Source organism: Desulfosporosinus fructosivorans, from assembly GCF_004766045.1.
Taxonomy (GTDB): Bacteria; Bacillota; Desulfitobacteriia; order Desulfitobacteriales; family Desulfitobacteriaceae; genus Desulfosporosinus; species Desulfosporosinus fructosivorans.
Window position 1 is genome coordinate 572608 of record NZ_SPQQ01000002.1, and the last position, 18058, is coordinate 590665.

Below are 18058 nucleotides of genomic sequence, written 5' to 3' on the forward strand. Positions count from 1 at the left end.
AGTTATATCTTAGCCACAAGCTTTTTAAAAGGTTCAACCATTTTTGTAATCATTAGCTTACCGTAAATCTCTTTGCGAATAAACGGAATCTTAACCAGCAATCCTAAGAAATAATTTTGCATCCTAGAAGAGTAATCCTTCTGAGGGAAATCATAAATCCCATTACTTTTATAAAAACGATGATCCGCTCTAAATGGAAAGCGCAGAGGCCCCCAGATATCATCCCGGAAAACCTTAGTTCCACCCACACCCAGAAACGTTGCTGGTTTGACATACCGAAGATTCGAGTAATCAATGCTGCGCTGAGCCAATTCCTGGAGCATTCCGTCAATTTCAGCAGAGTTAGGATGCTCATCTGTCACAATCCCCACTAGATTAGCCTGTTGCCATTCGGTATAAGCTTCCATGATTTGTCGAAGATTTGGTAGTTGACCCAAAGGACCACTGATTAGAAAAGCAATCTGTAATCCTGAAAAAGAGGGAGTATGAGTATTAAAGAATCCTCGATCAAAAAAGGTCTTCCATAAAGACGATAGATATCTGTCATGAATGGTTCCCGCGAAAACGAGGATATCGGCGCTCTTTAGCTTGCTGTTGTAAAAATCAATAAACTCATCTTTGCCACTATATACACAAGTATTGTCATACCCACAGCGAATACAGCCAAGGCAACTGCCCTTAATATCAAGGCTGTGCAGATTATACACTTCCACTTGCCCACTGAGAAGATCGCCAAATCTTCCGATCAGTCTGTTTAGGTTTATATTATCTTCTTTGGAGTCCGTCAGAACAACCACTTTCCGACCATGTGTTTTCACCGGAACAAGATCTGTTCCAGGTACGTATTCTTGACTTTGATTTATGAGTGCCGGATACACCTTAATAGCGGGCGCATCCCGGGTAATTGATTCAAAAAAGCCCTGTGAGAAATCCAGTAATTTTGCTCTTTCTTTTTCTTTAAATAAATCATGCATCCCCGCAGAATAGGAGGCATAAAACTTCATATTCAAATCATCACAAATGCCATGCATATAATTGTGCGCCGTATGATCATAGAAGTGAATAGACGTTGTTAGGATGGCGGCATGTTTACCTTGAAAGATATCCCCAGCCGCCCGCTCAGTTATCAGTTCAATAAAGCGCTTATAGCCCGAATGAACCAAAAAGACATACAGAGGAAAAGCCCATATTATACCATCGGCGCTCTTAATCTCCCCAGTGATTTCCCCGAATATCTGTTCATCACTTTCGATTTTTTTGATTCTCTGGGCTATATTGACAATCTTAAAGTCATGCTGCGGGAGTTTTTTCTGCATAAAGGCTACATATTGCATGGTAACACTACTATCACCCTTAGGGCTTCCGTTAAGCACTACAATCTTCATTATACGTATCATTCCTTTCACTGCGCTACTCATTCTTACACTCAGGACATGCATGATCACTGGTGTAAGAATGAGTATAACGTTGTTATGCTACGCCTAAATTATAACAACGTTATACTGGATTGTCAATCATAATCCACACCCGCGATAGATTATGCGTTTGAAGTTATTGTTTAAAATTTGAACTAAAATTTCTCAATGTAGCGCTATATGACGCACTCGGGCGATATTATGCACCATCGGTATTAACATAAAGACCGCATGTAGACTGATGCTTTTGCGTGCCAAATCCCCAACTTGTTTACGGTTACACTCTCTATGTGCGTTCTACGAACCAGCCACAAACACTACACCAACCATAATGAGCAATGTACCGATAGCTCTAAAAACGGATATGCTCTCTTTAAAGACAAAATAGGAGAAACATAGAATCACGATATACCCAAGACTTATAAACGGATATGCGTAGCTGAGTTCAACTTTGCTTAATACCTTTACCCAAAGAATAAAGCTCAGGCCGTACAGAGCCATGCCGGACATCACGGGCAGATTTTTCGCAATGGCTAAGAGACTCCGAAGCAAATGAGCACTTGAAAAATCCAACTCTAAATGCTTGGCCCCGACTTTAACCAATAGTTGGCCCATCGTTCCAAGAAGCACGGATATAATTGTTAAACCTAACATTGTTTCACCCTCGCAATTTTTTTACTCCCTCAATACCCATTACCGCATAAACGCACAGGCTTAACACGGTTGGAAAGGCATAACGGCTTTGCCCTTCCGTGATAAAATAGACCCCGGCAAACATCAAGAAGGTTATAATCAGGAAAAGACGTCCTTTTCCTCCATCAAAGTTTAGAACAAACCGAGCGCTCCTTTTTGTCAGGCGATTTCCCACTGTCAGATAACTATAAAGCAAAGTATGAATAACAATGCTAGCGACTCCGCCTAGAAACACAGGCATTCTCACAAATTCTGAAAATCTAAACATAATAACTTGAAGGAATGGGAGCAGTCCGCTTCCCTGAAACGCGTAATCGATATCTCCAGCTTGTATAAACGTTTTTGAGAGTCGCTTTAAACCTAAGCAGACAAATTCTCTTGGGTGGCCCATAATCCATTCCCTCGCGTCACGACTCAGCATAATATTTTTTTGAGTAGAGTTTGCCAAATTGTAATCTGGCCTATTAACAACGGAGTTTTCAACATCTTCCGCGAGCATCCAACCACTGAGTTTGTTTTGCGTGTTATTGTTAATATAAAGGACAATCCCAGCATTATTAGAGACATAGGTAAACTCGCCAATAAGCTTGTAGTTACGATATAACCAAGGGGCAATGATCACCCCAGTCACGAGAAGAACAACCACACCGTTTTTCATGCTTTTCCATAATTTTTCATGGCCCAAGAAGTCAGTTAGAATTATAGCTAGGGCAAAGAGCGGGAAATAGGGTTTTACCATGGTATTCAACCCCGTTATGAGCCCAATGTATACGTACTTATAGTTTATATCAGTTAAATAAAGATAAGTGCCTAGTAAAAAGAGTGTTGTAAACAGAATCTCGGATGCGAGCATGCTATTATAATAGATATTCATTGGGAATAAGACATAAAGCACAAAGGTTCGTTGGCGGAGTGTCTCACGTATTCCTGTTTTTTCGAGGATATGCAGAACCAGCAGGTTGTTTATAGTGCTTAGAACCAGATTAAGCGCCTTCGCTACCCAAATTGAAGCCCCAAAACACCAATAAAAAGGAGCTAGAAAGATAGGGTAGCCGACTGTGGTGTAGGTATCTCCCCATTGTCCCCCATTCGCTATTTGAGTTGCTATCCTGTGATAATACTTAAAATCGGAAACAGGCTCTGTTCGCACCAAAAGAATCCATAGTACGCCTGCAGCAAATCCTAGGGCTAAAACCCAATAATAAAAACATCTTTCTTGTTTTAGTCCTAAACTCATTAATATTTTCTCGTCCTTATCCTCACCTGAAAACAAAGCACAACCTCATTCACTTATTTATCTCCCCATTAAATCCGGCGTAGATGTAGTATTTTAAGCTCAGAAGAAGAGCGTTACAATCTAACAAAAATTCGTATTTTATTATTTTCCGATTCCGCCCATATTTCACCATCATGGAGCTTCACAATACTTTTGGCTATGGACAGCCCTAGTCCTGAACCTCCGATATCTGACGTCCTGGATTTCTCCACTCTAAAGAATCGATCAAATAGATGTGACAGATCTTCTTTCTGAATCGTATCGCCACTATTTTCTACTATTACTAACGTTGTCTTATCTTCTTGAGCGATTTGTACTTTTATTTCTCCAGGCCTATAACTGTATTTAATGGCATTTACTAAAATGTTTTCAATCGCTCGAACGATTTTATCAGAATCGACTTCAACACTAACTTCATTTTTGAGATAAACCTTTAAAAACGTTGCATGATTTTCTCTAGCCATTAAGGATAATTCACCCATAACCTGTTCGATAAGTTCAACCAGATTAATTTTACTTTTCTTTATCTGCACATCACCATTTGCAAGCTTGGTATATTCAAACAAGTCTTGAATTAACATTCTAAGTTTTTCGGATTTTTCGTAAGCAGTATCTAAATACTCTTTCATTTGCTCATAAGTTTCATATTTTTTATCTTTTACTAACCTTAAATAGCCAATAATTGAGGTCAAGGGTGTTTTTAGATCATGGGAGACATTCGTTATTAGTTCATTCTTGCTTCTTTCTGCTTTTCTTTCTTCTTCAATCTGAGTTTTTAGTTGCTCAGACATACTATTTATGTTTTCCGCAAGTAAGCCCAATTCATCGTGGCCTTTTTTGGTTATCCGGAAGTCCAAACTTCCTTTAGAAATTTCCAGAATGCCATCGCTGATTTCCTTAATATACTTGACCTTCGTTCTTAAGAGAAGTACTAATAAACTAATGAATACAGTGATAGCGACACTTATAGCAAACAAAGGATCTCTCCCGTAAGTCACTACTGTTCTCATCTGAGGAATACCCATTATGATAACCTGAGAGTCTAGCGAATTGAATTTTATAGGGTATACACCATAAAAGTCGATCGGCTTCCCAGTATAACTACCCGCCCGTATTTTCTTTATTTGTTCCAAATCTAACTTGTTTTCGTCAATATTGTCTGATTTGAGAGTGATATTCCCTTGCCCTTCAACGATGGCTATCTTTAATTGGTAATAGTTCGCCAGTCTACTAAGATAATCAGCGCCGGCCTCTTGATCACTGCGGCCAGCATAAAGTTGGTTAATTTCTACAAAGGCGCTATTTGCCTTGTTCACAACGCCCACAACCCCGCCGCTGTCATCAAAGCTAACTTCTTGCACCTGCCAATAAACAGTTCCCGAGACAATTAGACAGAAAATTATTGCTAGGATAAGTTCTCGATTTAGGCTTCTCTGTAAGCAATTAATCATAAATGAAACCCGCTTTACTCTTTTAAGTATTGACACTATTATTATATTTTTCAACTTTATAACCCACCCCCCAAATAACCTTTATGTATTTTGGTTCTTTGGGATTTACTTCAATTTTTTCTCTAATATTTCTAATGTGAACAGCCACCGTATTATCCGAATTGCGAAAAGGTTCATTCCAGGCCTCTGTGTAAATCTTTTCTGAGCTTAATACTATTCCTCTATTCCTTGTGAGAATTTCAAGTATAGAAAATTCCAAGGGGGTAAGTTTTACTTCCATACCATCGACCTTAACTTCATGAGTAGCGGTGTTTATAGTAAGCCCGTTGATCTTTATTTCGTTTTCAGATGTAGGTCGAAAATCATTTAAGTCTTTAAACCGTCTAAGTTGTGACTTAACCCGTGCAACGACTTCAAGGGGATTAAAAGGCTTGGCGATGTAATCATCTGCTCCAACGTTTAAACCTAAGATCTTATCTATGTCCTCGTTTTTTGCCGAAAGCATGATGATGGGCATGTTGTTTTCCTGCCTGATTTTCATACAAGCTTGGATACCATCCATTCGCGGCATCATAATATCCAAAATGATTAGATCAACTTTGCTCCTTTCTAAGACTGCCAAAGCTTCTAGTCCGTTCGCCGCTGTTAATACGTGAACCCCCTCACTTTTTAAATAGATTGCCAGCAACTTCCGTATATCCTCTTCGTCATCCACTATGAGTATGCTACTATTATTCATACATAAATTCATCCTCTCAAAACTCTAAAGGCCAACATAGAACAAGTGCTTATTCTATCTTCTCTAATGATTCTAACCCGCTCTGCGCGGCACTTCAATACAAGCCAGTTGCACTAGGAGCTCTTGGCAACAACATAATTACTCCAAGCAGAATAAAAAATACGCCAATGCCTCGAAAGAACTCCAAAAAGAAACGCCAAAGTATTGAATATAGTAAAAAGGTATGCTTATCCTAATTGCTCAATTTAAAATCCAGATAACACTTAATAACCATAAACAGACCGTAATGATAATGTGAGGATCACTTACAAGCACCCTCGAGGGGTCTGCACTTTCACCTTTGTGAATCAAAAACAGATAACGAAAAATACCATAAATGACTAAAGGTACGGTATAAATTAAAGCTGTAGTTTGATGAAGGGCATCAGTGCTAGCATCTAAAGTATATAAACTGTAGGAAATAATAACACCACCTGCTGTGATATCAATCAACTGAGTTAATAACCCTAAACTATAATTCCCTAAAACGGGTCGATGAGCAAATGATTGTGCCGATAACTTGTTTGATTCAGCGAGTCGTTTCCCAAACCCCAAAAAGAGTGTGACCATTAAACCTGAGAGTAATAACCAGCGTGAAGGCTCTATCCCTAAACCCCATGTTCCCACGAAAATACGCAGCATAAAGCCAAACGAAATTGAGAAAGCGTCTAAGATAACTACGTGTTTCAGAACTTTTGAATAAACAATATTTTGAATGAAATAAACAGCAAGCAATCCTACCGTTATGGGGGATACTATGGAGCCGAGTAACAAACCCAAAGTTAAGCATGTGAAAAGAAGTAATCTCGCACTATAAAGAGAGATTAGCCCTGCTGCAAGGGGACGGTAGCGTTTAATCGGATGTAACCGATCTCTTACTAGATCAATTAAATCATTCATGATATAAACTGAGCTAGAAACAAGTGAGAAGGCCATTACCGCTACAATAGTTCGTAGAATTAATCCTGAATCGTTCCATTGGTTTGAAAAGATAATACCCACAAAAACAAATAAGTTCTTTGTCCACTGTGCAGGACGTGCTAAATGCCATAGCGCTCGAAGACTTCTTTTGGAGACTAAAGAATCCTCACCATATTCTACGGCCTGTACTGTACTTTTCAATGTTTTCTCCCCTTATCGGCCAGATTTACTTGTCTTATTTTATATAAGGTTAATGAAGAATGACTAAGGAAGTTTCTGAAGAATTTATGAAGGTTTTATTAATTCAAGCAAAGGTAAGGTATAGTACACACTATAATCCTCCATACCATCAAAATTGCACATTGAAATATTGAATGGGAATAAAAAAAACGCCCAAAAGGGTCATTAAAAACAGCCGTTTCATATCAGCGGAAACGACTTCAAGTCAAAATTTTTTCTTCTAAGATATAACCTATCAGCGTACTGCTTTTTCCTAGATCCCATGCACTCATCATGATGCGCTTTGCCTAATCACTTAATCTTCATGAATGCTCTATTCACCGCATTAATATAAAAATACTCAGGATCAAACTTTCGGCCACCTGTGTCCTTGAATTAATAATGTGTATCGTCAATAATACAGGTATAACAGAAGATCGGCTAGGTGAATAGTCTTGAACAGAAAAGAATTCTCGGATAAAGTTTATGCGATCGTCTTGGATATTCCCCTCGGTAGTGTCGCCACATACGGAATGATTGCCTTTTTATCAGGTTACCCACGACGTTCAAGAATGGTTGGACAAGCACTGCATCATGCCCCCGATTTCCTTTGCATCCCCTGTCATCGAGTTGTAAACTGCCACGGTCGTTTAACTCCCGGATGGGCAGATCAAAAACAACTCCTCTCCAACGAAGGTATCCATTTAAAGGAAAACGGGTGCGTGGATTTGAAGAAGTATCTGTGGAACTTTGCATTTAGAGGAGAACTCTAATTATGTTGTTCAAAGGTTTGGACTAAGTACTTCTCATTTTTTCGGGCGCATTTCCTTTAGGCCCTTTTACGTTGCTTCGAAATGCTACAGGGTTTATATCCCCCAGCGTATAATCTTCCAAGCCGCATCCCCACAAGAGAAGCGAGTTCGCTGATTGATGACACTCCATTTACGGATAGAGCTGACATTAAAACATTGCCACAAGCAGTAGCATCTGCTAATGCGTTATGATGCTCAAAATCATGCTTTATATATTTACAAACAGTATCAAGTTTATAGTTATCTAAACCACTCCACGTCTTTAGGGCCGTTTTATATGTACATAAATATTCTACCTCAGGATATGGGATATCGTATAAATCCAAAACATGGCGCAATACGGACATGTCGAAAGAGGCGTTGTGAGCAATAATATAGGCATTTTCAAAGAGCGGTGCAATTTGCGCATAAATTAGATCAAATTCTGGGGCGTCCTTGACATCTTTTTCTTTAATTCCATGGATCATGACATTGAAAGGATCAAAATGAGCATACTCGGAATGTGGTTTTATAAGCCAATACTTGGTGTCGATTATTTGCCCCTCTTCAATGACTGCAATTCCCACTGAACATGCACTTCCGATAAATCCGTTCGCTGTTTCGAAATCGATACATACGGCTCTCATTGAACTCCCCCTATTTTTCTCCATTCTTTGAGTAAGCCAATCAAATCTATGTAGCATAGTCTTACCAATGATTTAATTCTGCATTATTCTGCTAAACCCTTCTACAAACTCCTTCAATTTCGTTATACCGCTTTAAAAGCAGGCACATTTTCGAGCACATTAATAATAGCCCGATGTCCTGAAACATCGAGCTTCGCCTTAAAGCCTGTTGGTTTTTGATTCTGACTGTAAGGTTATTGATAGCTAAGTCAAAATTTGAATACTAGTAACAATAAGGAAACTGTCCCCTGTAAAAAGGACGGTCTAATTATTATGGAAGCTGATCAGAATGTGCTTTATTTAATTTTCTCTCCTTGTATTTATTCCACATAGGCAATAGAATCGCCACTACTAGACTGAGGATAGATACTGTCATAAATACTGCACTGACTGGACGCGTAAACAAGACGGTCCAATCATTCTTAAAGCTGATCATCGTCGTCAAAAAGGAACTCTCCGCTAACGGGCCCAGAATTACGCCTAATACTAAGGGGGTGGTCGGGTAATCAAACCGGTTTAAGAAATAACCCACGACTCCGAAAATTAATAACATCCATACGTCCTGTAAATTCGACCGGAGTGCATAGGCTCCTAACATACAGAGTACTAGAATAAATGAAGATGTTACTGCTTCCGGCGCCTGTAAGATTTTCATAAGAGGTCTTACTGACAAGAATCCTAGAAAAATCATCATGATTACACAAATAAATAATGATCCATAAATTGCATAGATAAGGGGTCCATTATTTAGGAAGATTGCCGGCCCAGGTTGAATGCCGTGCAATAAAAATGCTCCCAGAATAATAGCCGTTGCCCCGCTTCCTGGTATTCCCATGGTAAGTAAAGGAATCAAAGCTCCTCCGACAGACGCTGTAGCTGCCGTTTGACTCGCCAATATCCCTTCAGGTGCTCCTTTACCCATTTCTTTCTTGTTCGGACCAACCTGTTGTTCTATACCATACCCGATAAAGGAAGCGATAGTCGCTCCAGCTCCGGGCACAAAACCAATAAAGGTCCCTATAATGCCGCTCCTTAAATAAGTACCTAATCTCGGTCTGAGCTCCTTGAACGACGGCAGAGTTGTAGTGGCTGTACTTGCTGTATCTAAACTTGGGGCCGAAAAGCCAAATTCCAGCCTGGCAAATATTTCCGCAACGGCATAAACCCCTATTAGAACATTCAGATAATCGATACCTCCACGGAGCAAAGGAGTACCAAATGTAAATCTATCCACCCCAAACATTCCCTCGACTCCTACGGTAGCTATCAAAAGTCCTAAGGCCAAGGATACAATGCTATGACGTAATGAAACATTACCTAAAAACAGGACACTTGTTAACCCTAAAAAAACTATAGCAAAATACTCGGGACTAGAAAACTTGAGAGCGACCTGAGCCAGCGGCGCTGAAACTAAAACCAAAAGGATTATGGAAAATAATCCACCCGCAACGGTAGCCACTAGAGTCCAACCCAAAGCTTTTGCTGCCAATCCCTGGCGAGCCATCGGATAACCATCCCAGAGCAATGGTACATGAATCGGATCACCAGGAATCTTAAATAATATTGCCGGAAATGCGCCTCCATACGTACCTGCTAGATATATACTGGTTAACAAAATAATCGCATTGGTACTATCCATGGCATAGGTAAACGGCAAAGCTAATATAACACCCGTAATAAGTGTCAAGCCAGGAACTGCCGCGCATACCATACCAACAATCGACCCAACCAGAATCATCAGTAAAGTGAACAGATTCAAATCAGCAATTATTCCCTGACCCATGTTGGATATAATTTGAATAATGGTGTTCACGCCCCTTTCTAATGGTAAGTACACATTTAGATTAAAGGTATTGGAAGGTCCGTTTGTCTGGTGGAAATTAATATTGTTAAAACTAACTAACCCCAAGTACTCTATACATTAGAAAAGTAAAATCACCAAGAATCCCAATTCCTGTGGGTAAGGAAATATAAACAATCTTGCTAAAGACGACAAAGATAGTAAAGGCGCCAACAAAACTGCTGATTATTATCACCTTGATATTACGATAGCGACCTAAATACATTATTCCGGCAAGATATAGAACAGTACAAAGGCTAAACCCTAAAATAGGGAGTAAGTAGATGTAAACAACAGTACTTACAAAACCTCCCAATAAGAGAAGCGGATACTTTTGGCTATAAATATCAAACTCTACAGCAGTATCTTCAGGTGAATTAATTTGATCTTCTAAAGCCTGTTTTTTCTTAGTCAAAAGTAGGATTACTACATCACCAACTGAAAAGATAATGATTAATAGAGATAACATCTTGGGCCAGAAATCTGGTCCAAGCCGCCCTGGTGCCTTGGTAACAAGAAATCGACTTGCTAGATAGTAGCAAATACAGCCAAACAGTATAAGGAAAACACTGATTATTAGCTGCTGAAATTTTTCTTTCTTCACTGTTACGCCCCCCATCCCGTCAGTAATGTAGACTAGTCAATGTCTTTAATCCTAGGGCAAAAGCATCAACTAATGTGATGCCTTTACCCATTGATCGTCCGTCTAGTTTATTTTCCTAGAGCTTTTTTCATCGTCTCTACACTATCCTGCAACGCTTTCTTGGCATCTTCAGGTCCAAGATAACTATCTTGAGTGGTATAATTAGCCTTTAAGAATTTTTGGAAATCAGGTGAAGTATCATATATCTTTTTCATAGCATCGCTTAAAATCGTTATTACCTCAGGAGAAGTTCCGGCCTTGACCATAATTGTACGATCAAACGGCAGGAATATTTTCATACCCAGTTCCCCAGTACATGGAACATCAGGGAATTCCGCCAACCGCTTCTCGTCAAACACTAGAACCGGACGCATTTGCTTTTGATCTATATATTGAGCCACGTCTCCAGGTTGTTCATATAAAACATCGGCATGTCCACCTATAATCGACGTATAACGCTCCCCTGGGTTTGCATAGGGAATTTTATTTACCTTAAGTCCATGATTCTTTTCTAAATAGGTAAGTGCAACATCATCAACGGATCCTTCTCCATTGCCCGCCACTTTTACTTGTCCCGGATTTGCTTTAATGTTTTTTTCAAGGTCAGCCCAGGTCTTAAAAGGACTGTCCGTAGCTACAAAAAGACACGACGGAGCTTTAAGCAGGCGGGCAACGGGTGTGATTTCCTCTAATTTATACGCAGGATTGGCACCAGACAACGTAGCATGGGTATCCGTTACATAGACATATAAGTTATATCCATCGGCAGGCTCAGTTACTAGTTTAGTCAGTCCTACAGTACCAGAGGCACCAGCCATATTTACAACCGGTAAAGAAACGCCCAGTGATTGGCCCAATTCTTTACTCAGCAAACGACCTAATTGATCTGCTCCTCCCCCAGCTCCAAATGGTACGATGATGTTTATTGGTCTAGTCGGATATTTTACCGCTTTTGTCTGGGTATTATCAGACTTTTGACTAACATTTGTTGTTCCACATCCTGTTCCTAAAGTCAGAACTAAAGCTATGATTGATATTAAAGCTCCGATCCTTTTTAGTCCCTTAGTATTTCGCAAAGCTTGTTTCATGCTTATTACCTCCTATAATCATTTCGTGATAAAATTATTCCCTTTCATTTCACCCGAATGAATTCCCAACTTTGAAATTTGCTAGGAAAATCAAGACCAATAATAAGCCATCCATCACCGCCCTTTCAAAGTCGAAGAAAATCTGCCGTATCACGGAGCCCCTATTTAGAATTTAGGAAATTGATAATTTCTCTCGAGAATGCGGGAACATCATCCGGTACACGGGAAGTAATAAGGTTACCATCGACTACGACTGCCTGATCCAAAAATTCCGCACCCGCATTAAGCAAATCGTCTTTTATTGAAAGGCACGCAGTAACCTTCTTACCTTTCAAAATTCCAGCAGATACCAAAACCCATCCGGCATGGCAGATCGCTGCTACTACTTTGTCGTTATCAAATAGTTCGCGCACAATTTTCAGCATTTGCGTACTTACTCTCATTTTATCGGGAGCATATCCGCCTGGAATTATCACACCATCTAGTTCAGCACATTTAATGGTTGCAGGATTAAGCCCTCTAGTAAGGGTACCAAGTTTACTTGTATAAACATCTGCTCTTCCGGAACCTATGACTACAACCTCGAACCCTTCCTCAAGCATACGGTAATACGGATACCAAAACTCAATTTCATTGTAATTATCTTCCACAAATATTCCAATTTTTTTCATTTTCCAAAAACATCCTTTCTCGAAAGATAGGTCAGAATTAAGAGCTTATCTCCATTGCTTGGATTGGATAATGTTAGCTCCAGAGCGTCTGTTTAAGTAATGTACCAATCATACTTGGTCGATCTGCCACAAGTGCGCCAGCATTGATTAATGCTTCAACTTTATCTGCTACTGTCCCTTTGCCAGCAGTAATAATTGCTCCAGCATGGCCCATCTTTTGTCCTTTCGGAGCTGTTCTTCCTCCCATAAAACCGATTAAAGGCTTGGTATAGATACCATTTTCAATTGTTTCCGCAACTTCCTCTTCCATTGTCCCGCCGATTTCCCCAATCATAACAACTGCATCCGTATCAGGGTCCTTTTCAAAGAATGGTAAGATTTCAGCAAAGCGTGTAAAAGGTACAGGGTCTCCTCCAACACCAATGACAGAGCTTGAACCAAAACCTGCCTTGACAATTTCTGCTGTAACCTCGTTGGTCAAGGAACCACTCCTGGTCATCACCCCGATGCGACCCGGTTTGTAAACCCGCTCCAACCAATAGGGGAAAAAACCCATCATTGCTTTACCCGTAGAAATTATACCGGTCGTGTTCCCCCCGATAACCATGGCACCCATAGAAAGGGCTGCTTTACGAATTTGGATCATTTCATGGAGAGGAATCCCCTCAGCAGTAACAACAATTATCTTAATGCCAGCGTCCAGTGCCTCGAATATGGCACCTTTGGCAAAACGCGGGGGAACAAAAAGCAGGGATGCGTCCGCTTGATGTTTTTCAACCGCCCGCCGAACCGTGTGATAAACTGGTACCCCGTCAACTTCCTGTCCTTCTTTTCCTGGAGTGACACCCACTACCACATTCGTCCCATAGTCTTTCATGTGCTTAGCCCAATAGCTACCCTCTTTACCTGTAATGCCTTGGATAAGCACTTTGGTACTAGAATCCAGAATAATACTCATTGGGAACCACCTCCTGCTAACTCCACTGCTTTCTTAACAGCCTCCTCTGTATCATTGAGTGGATTCAAGCCAACACTCTTTAATAACTCTTGAGCTTCTTCCTCACCAGTACCGCGAATAACGGCCACGATCGGAATATCCGGTTTTAACTCTCTGACCGCATCGACGATTCCTTGAGCCATAACATCCGCACGTGCTATCGTTCCAAAGGTAGCAATCAGGATGCACTTTGGTTTACTATCGAGCATCATCTTCATGCATTTATGAGCTTTATGATAGTTCGGGCCCCCAAATTCGAGATAGTTTGCAACTGTTCCACCATAATAGCTGACCAAATCATAAACTACGTTGGCCAGACCTGCTCCCGCCACCATTAAGCCAATATCCCCGTCGAACTGAATATAGGGAATCCCATCCTGAGCTGCTTCATACTCCATATCATTCTTGAAATGGTCCCGTGTCATTGAATATCGACTGTGTTTATACAAGGCATTATCGTCAATGTTGACCTTTCCGTCTGCAGCAATCATGGTTCCGTCTTTAAGGATCATCAGCGGATTAATTTCCACGAGTTCAGTGTCATTTTTTACGAACAAGTTATAAAGTTTAAGGAGGATCTTGCTTCCTTCTGCAGCTTGATTCTTGTCAAGTCCCAGAGCATACATGACGTTACTAGCTTGGAAAGGCATCAGCCCCCAAGAAGTATCGACCTTTTCCTTAATAATTCTATCCGGTTTTGTACGAGCTATCTCCTCAATCTCTATTCCACCTTCGAGGCAGGCCATGACAAGTGCCGATCCACTTATCGGATCAACCGTGATAGCCAAATACATCTCCTTTTCGAATAAAACCGCACCTTCAACCAAAAGTTTTTTACCAGTAACTTTTAAGATGCGCTCAGCTTCGACATTTGCCTCTTCCTTCGTGCTTACCAGTTTTACCAGTCCGGCTTTTCCACGGCCGCCTTGTAAAACTTGCGCTTTGAGTACACAAGGTAGGCCAATCTCTTCTATTGCTTTGTTCAGTTCGCTAATACCGCCGATAAGAGTGCTGGCTGGAATAGGAATTCCATGTTCTCCGAACAGTTCTTTTGCTTGATATTCAAACAGTTTCATTTCCCTATCCTCCTTATTTTAGCGACCATATTTAGCCCAATATGACTCAAATAACTCTTCTTCAGTAGGAATTACTTCCGGAATCAATCTGGATACTTTAGTAATATTGATGAAGTGCTTATAAGAAAGATTTTCCTTAATATTGTTACCAGCCCAAGTGCCTCCGCCCATTGAGAGTGTAAAGTTAAGACCGTTGTTGAAGCTCCCTCCATTGCCAAAACATTGGGCTTGGTTGATTAAGAGACGGCAAACTTCCATTTCGTAACCAATCCGCTCGATATGGGACTCATCATTAGTATGCAAACCACAGGAGTGCCCACGGCCCACATAATTTAGAATACGCTTAGTCATAGCTAACGCTTGATCAAAATTCTCCACTTTATACACTGCTAGTACCAAAGAAAGTTTCTCACCGGAGAATGGAAATGCTTTCCCTACTCCTGTTTCCTCAACCATAAAGAAGGTTGCATTTTCAGCTTCCTGGTTTGTTAAACCGGCTGCTTCAACCATTTCCCCTGCTAATTTGGCAGTGGTGATACCCCGGCGTTTACCGTTTTCATCCCACATGGCCTTGTACATTTGAACTTTTTCTTCTGCATTGCAGAAATAACCGCCTTCTTTTTTTAATGCCATAATCATCGCTTCATAAACTGCTGCTTCAATGACTATCGCGTTATCACTTGAACAGCTTGTTGCGTTATCAAAAGTCTTACTCAGCATAATTTTATGTGCAGCCTCTTGCAAATCAGCAGATGAATCGACTATAGAAACAACGTTACCCGCACTTACACATACATTAGGAGTTCCACAGCTTTGACCAAGCTTAACATTATTACCAGACCCAGTAACGGTGACTAGATCGGCTTGTTTCATCAATTCCCCTGTCGATTCTTTGGAAACAGGCGTAGGCAAAGCCTGTACTAGATCAACAGGGGCACCGATTTTTGTTAATTCAGCATGAATATATTCAAGAAGTTTATCTGTCGTAGAAGCCCCTTTAGGCGATGGAGCAATGATTACTGCGTTGCGCCCTTTCAAAGCCATCATGGCAACATTTGCGGGTGTTGCCCCAGGGTTAGTGGAAGGTACCGCTGCCGCAACGATGCCTACAGGTTTAGCAATCTCCGTGATCCCTTTAGCCTGATCAATCCTAATGATGCCTACTGACTTGGCTTCCTGATCCATTAAATCACGCAATGTACCAAATGTTTTTCGCCGATTTTTAATGACCTTGTCTTCATATTTACCTAATCCAGTATCTCGAATAGAAATACTGGCAAGTTCTTCGGCGTGTTCCTTCTGGTAAATGGCCCAGGCCACAGCTTGAACTAACCTATTTGCTTGTTCCTGGGAATAATCCTTGATTTCCTCCATGGCTGCTCGCCCCTTAGTTATTAGCTTTTGAACGATTAACTTCGTTTCAACGACTGGTTCAGTGCTCATCTGTATACTCCTTCTCTTTTTTCTAGTTGTTCTCTTTCATTTGAGAATTTCGATGATGAATCCCGTTTTATGTTTTAACAGTAAGTTCCGGGTTCGGCGTAAAGTATCTTTATTGACAATTTAGAATATTGAATAAATTATTTAGTTTTTTTAATTAGTTATACTAAAAAAATTAGTTTGAATTTCTTTTTATGGGCGTGAAGGCAACCTCACGGTCTTTCAAGCACGCCCTATGGCTATTACCAGTTTTTTACATCAAGGTGCCGATATTTGGAGAGTAGACGAGTTGGCATCTGCAAGGCATCTTTTCTGAACGGCGGTGCGAGTTGGGTTCCGTCACAAACTATTTCTAGAACAAATGGTTTACGTAAACTTAATGCCCTCGTTAATGCAGGTCCAACATCTTCGGGTTTCTCTATACGGATTCCTTCTGCACCCATAGCAATCGCAACCGGAACAAAGCTTTCTGGATTAGGGATATCTGCACCTACGAAACGGTTATTATAGAAGTCGACCTGATTTTTCTTTTCAGCACACCATGCTCCATTTCTAAAGACAATCGCGACGACGGGTAGATTATGTTCAACAGCCGTGCTAACTTCATGTAAGCTCATGCCCCATGCTCCATCCCCTACGATACAGACGACTGGTGCCTCGGGACTAGCCATTTGCGCACCTAGTGCTGCTGGGTAAGAAAATCCAGTATTCCCAAAGGTAAGAGCTGCAATGTGCTTGCCCTCTCCTTTAAATTCAAGATAACTGTTGGAAGTGGAAGCAACATTACCAATATCCGTGGCTACAATTGCATTCGCAGGCAAGGCCTTTTGAATTTCTAACAGAGCGCGACGAGGATTAATCGGCACACCATCAACCATGGCCAAGGTTACCAGCTCATCTCTCCAAACCTTAACCCGAGCTTCGATTGTTTCCATACGAGCTTGATCGACTTTCGGAGTTGGAACTATTGCTTCCAATCGCTTAAGGATCTCCACAGCAGCTTCCTTAGCGTCACCGATAATACCCACTTCCACTGGATGTGTACGAGCAAGATTCCTAGGGTTAATATCAACTTGAATAATCTTGGCACTTTCTGGGAAGTAGTTGACATCATATTGTGGCAAGGTGCCAAAAACAGATAATCTCGTTCCGACTGCGAGGATTACATCTGCTTCTGCCAGTGAATTCATGGCTGCTTTTGATCCCATGTAACCAATTGGTCCGACCCAGAGAGGATGATCACATGGAAAAGCATCGTTATGCATGTATGTGCAAGCAACTGGAGCTGTTAATAGTTCCGCAATTTTAGCTATAATACCAGTGGACTTGGTATCCACAACGCCACGACCGGAAACAATGACTGGCTTTTTAGCGGACAAGAGAATTTCAGCAGCTCTATCAAGGGATTCCATGGAGCCACAGCCACGATTGTCGACGCGGTATTGATGCGGCTCTAAGATTTGTTCTTCAATTTCCCCATAAAAGTAATCTCGAGGGATATCATAAAGTACGGGTCCACGTTCCGCATAAGCAATTCGGAAGGCCGTTCTTAAACAATCAGCAGCACGCTTCGGATGTGGGACTTTAATAGTTGCTTTCGTGATGGCTTTGAAAATTTCAACAGTGTCCGCTTCTTGAAAGCCATCCCAGCCTACCGTCGGCGTACCAGCAGACGGACAAATAATAACCATCGGAGTATATGCAGAGTTAGCGGCAGCAACAGATGTAACCATGTTGGTGATTCCTGGTCCATTCTGCCCGATAATGACACCACACTTGCCTGTAACGCGGCAGAATGCATCCTCCATATGACCAGCTGATTGCTCATGACGCACCGGGATAAATTTAATTCCAGCCGTCGGGAATAAGTCAAGCAAGTCCATGAATGCAGAACCGAGAATACCCGTTACATGGTCTACGCCTTCTGCTAACAATGTTTCAACGATGGCTTCACTGGGAGTCATTTTAACCTTTGCCATTTTCTTTTCGCCCTCCTATATTTTACTTTCTAACTAATACATTTAGTTATGTCAACTCGTCATAACGTACGTACCAGTTGATTTATTTACACTA

The 18058-nt window shown here is 41.0% G+C and carries 16 protein-coding genes; 1 reads left to right on the forward strand and 15 read right to left on the reverse strand.

The window, feature by feature from the left end; translation table 11 throughout:
* Positions 1 to 2: 2 nt before the first annotated feature.
* The 6 genes from E4K67_RS06830 to E4K67_RS06855 all read right to left on the reverse strand — a co-directional run bounded on the left by E4K67_RS06830 (position 3) and on the right by E4K67_RS06855 (position 6735).
* Positions 3 to 1385 carry an NAD(P)H-dependent oxidoreductase gene (locus E4K67_RS06830; protein WP_158408409.1) on the reverse strand — a complete coding sequence of 461 codons (1383 nt, stop codon included), beginning with the start codon at positions 1383 to 1385 and terminating at the stop codon, positions 3 to 5.
* A gap of 327 nt (positions 1386 to 1712) precedes the next feature.
* Complete coding sequence (locus E4K67_RS06835; RefSeq protein ID WP_135545663.1) at positions 1713 to 2069, reverse strand: EamA family transporter; 357 nt, start codon at positions 2067 to 2069, stop codon at positions 1713 to 1715.
* A gap of 4 nt (positions 2070 to 2073) precedes the next feature.
* The gene (locus tag E4K67_RS06840) at positions 2074 to 3381 is read right to left on the reverse strand and encodes a hypothetical protein (RefSeq protein WP_243454352.1); all 1308 of its coding nucleotides are present in this window, start codon (positions 3379 to 3381) and stop codon (positions 2074 to 2076) included.
* A gap of 77 nt (positions 3382 to 3458) precedes the next feature.
* Positions 3459 to 4835: a sensor histidine kinase gene (locus tag E4K67_RS06845; protein WP_243454353.1), complete on the reverse strand. Its 1377-nt coding sequence runs from the start codon at positions 4833 to 4835 to the stop codon at positions 3459 to 3461.
* 22 nt (positions 4836 to 4857) lie between these two features.
* Entirely contained in the window at positions 4858 to 5574 is a 717-nt protein-coding gene (locus tag E4K67_RS06850) for a response regulator transcription factor (protein ID WP_135545664.1), read from the reverse strand.
* A 240-nt stretch (positions 5575 to 5814) separates the two neighbouring features.
* Positions 5815 to 6735 carry a decaprenyl-phosphate phosphoribosyltransferase gene (locus E4K67_RS06855; RefSeq protein WP_135545665.1) on the reverse strand — a complete coding sequence of 307 codons (921 nt, stop codon included), beginning with the start codon at positions 6733 to 6735 and terminating at the stop codon, positions 5815 to 5817.
* Positions 6736 to 7208: 473 nt separating this feature from the next.
* Here E4K67_RS06855 and E4K67_RS06860 point away from each other — a divergent pair, with 473 nt between their 5' ends.
* On the forward strand, positions 7209 to 7526 hold the full coding sequence (locus E4K67_RS06860; protein WP_135545666.1) for an MGMT family protein: 318 nt from the start codon (positions 7209 to 7211) through the stop codon (positions 7524 to 7526).
* Between the two features lie 56 nt (positions 7527 to 7582).
* On the opposite strand, the gene E4K67_RS06865 is transcribed toward E4K67_RS06860, so the two are convergent.
* The 9 genes from E4K67_RS06865 to xsc all read right to left on the reverse strand — a co-directional run bounded on the left by E4K67_RS06865 (position 7583) and on the right by xsc (position 17964).
* The gene (locus E4K67_RS06865; RefSeq protein WP_135545667.1) at positions 7583 to 8191 is read right to left on the reverse strand and encodes a 3'-5' exonuclease; all 609 of its coding nucleotides are present in this window, start codon (positions 8189 to 8191) and stop codon (positions 7583 to 7585) included.
* Positions 8192 to 8501: 310 nt separating this feature from the next.
* Positions 8502 to 10043, reverse strand: a complete 1542-nt coding sequence (locus E4K67_RS06870) for a tripartite tricarboxylate transporter permease (protein ID WP_243454354.1) — start codon at positions 10041 to 10043, stop codon at positions 8502 to 8504.
* A gap of 82 nt (positions 10044 to 10125) precedes the next feature.
* Complete coding sequence (locus E4K67_RS06875) at positions 10126 to 10674, reverse strand: tripartite tricarboxylate transporter TctB family protein (RefSeq protein WP_158408410.1); 549 nt, start codon at positions 10672 to 10674, stop codon at positions 10126 to 10128.
* A gap of 107 nt (positions 10675 to 10781) precedes the next feature.
* Positions 10782 to 11801 carry a tripartite tricarboxylate transporter substrate binding protein gene (locus tag E4K67_RS06880; RefSeq protein ID WP_135545670.1) on the reverse strand — a complete coding sequence of 340 codons (1020 nt, stop codon included), beginning with the start codon at positions 11799 to 11801 and terminating at the stop codon, positions 10782 to 10784.
* Positions 11802 to 11962: 161 nt separating this feature from the next.
* Positions 11963 to 12472 carry a type 1 glutamine amidotransferase domain-containing protein gene (locus E4K67_RS06885; protein ID WP_135545671.1) on the reverse strand — a complete coding sequence of 170 codons (510 nt, stop codon included), beginning with the start codon at positions 12470 to 12472 and terminating at the stop codon, positions 11963 to 11965.
* Between the two features lie 73 nt (positions 12473 to 12545).
* Positions 12546 to 13430: a succinate--CoA ligase subunit alpha gene (gene sucD / locus E4K67_RS06890; RefSeq protein WP_135545672.1), complete on the reverse strand. Its 885-nt coding sequence runs from the start codon at positions 13428 to 13430 to the stop codon at positions 12546 to 12548.
* On the reverse strand, positions 13427 to 14545 hold the full coding sequence (locus tag E4K67_RS06895; RefSeq protein WP_135545673.1) for a succinate--CoA ligase subunit beta: 1119 nt from the start codon (positions 14543 to 14545) through the stop codon (positions 13427 to 13429). The genes sucD and E4K67_RS06895 overlap by 4 nt, the downstream gene beginning before the upstream one ends.
* Before the next feature lie 18 nt (positions 14546 to 14563).
* Complete coding sequence (gene sauS, locus E4K67_RS06900; RefSeq protein WP_135545674.1) at positions 14564 to 15988, reverse strand: acylating sulfoacetaldehyde dehydrogenase; 1425 nt, start codon at positions 15986 to 15988, stop codon at positions 14564 to 14566.
* Between the two features lie 239 nt (positions 15989 to 16227).
* Entirely contained in the window at positions 16228 to 17964 is a 1737-nt protein-coding gene (gene xsc / locus E4K67_RS06905; protein WP_135545675.1) for a sulfoacetaldehyde acetyltransferase, read from the reverse strand.
* Between the last annotated feature and the right edge of the window lie 94 nt (positions 17965 to 18058).